This window comes from Mesorhizobium sp. M7A.F.Ca.MR.362.00.0.0, from assembly GCF_004023175.1.
Classification (GTDB): domain Bacteria; phylum Pseudomonadota; class Alphaproteobacteria; order Rhizobiales; family Rhizobiaceae; genus Mesorhizobium.
Genome location: NZ_RZTF01000047.1, coordinates 21,144 through 21,985, shown reverse-complemented (window position 1 = coordinate 21,985; position 842 = coordinate 21,144). Strand labels below are relative to the sequence as shown.

General features: G+C 67.2%; 2 pseudogenes. Both read right to left on the bottom strand.

The window, feature by feature from the left end:
- Nucleotides 1-620, bottom strand: a pseudogene (locus EOC06_RS42060) (D-alanine:D-lactate ligase-like protein); the annotation flags it as partial.
- A 126-nt stretch (nt 621-746) separates the two neighbouring features.
- Nucleotides 747-842 (bottom strand): annotated as a pseudogene (locus tag EOC06_RS42055) (SMP-30/gluconolactonase/LRE family protein); the annotation flags it as partial.

Sequence of the window (842 nt, the reverse complement as noted above, 5' to 3'; positions counted from 1 at the left end):
ACATAGGGCTGGACGACGACATCGTCGCGATAGGCCGAAAAGACGCGCCGGCTAAGCTCCAGCGCATGGCCGAGGTCGGCCACACGCGAGTCCGGCCAGATGCCGATCTTAGCGCCGAGCCGGTTGGGCTTGACGAACCAGCCGGCGGGCGAGGCCGGCGGCTCGACCAGCCATTGGCCGTCGCGCGCGAGCCCGGCCTGCGGCACCGGCAGGCCGAGTGCGCCGAGCACGGCTCCGGAGCGGAACTTGTCCTGACAGAGCGCGAACAGCGCATCATCTGCGCCAACCGTCTTGAAACCGCCCAATCGCGCCAGAGCGGGCGCCGCGCCGCCGCGGAAATAGGCGATGCCGTCGGTCAGCGTCCAGACCAGCGTCGTGCTGGGGTGCTCCTCGGCGAGCACCGTTGCGGCGTCGTCCAGCGCCACTGGCGCAAACGACAGGCCGCGTGCCTGGCAGGCGCGGCCAAGCATGTCGAATTCGGGGGCGACGTCGGTCGACTGCGCCAGATAGGACGCGATTTCGCCGGCACGCTGCGGCGCATGACCGTCGGCGACCAGACGGTCGAAACAAGCCTTCTCCGGCTCATGGACGAGGATCAGTCTTGGCTTGCGGCTCGACATGAGATGAACGATTCCGGCAGTAGGATTGCCTACCATCGCATGGTCAAGGCGTCTGGCTCTCGCGAAACCGACACGGCGCGGGCGGTTGCGTGACAACGCACCGTCCGACCGCAGAATCCAGTTCGCTCAGGCGATCAGCACGCGCGGCTCGAAGCGGCCGTTGACGGGAATATCGAGCAGAAAGGTCATGCCGCCCTGCAGATCCAGCAGACGCTGCTTCTC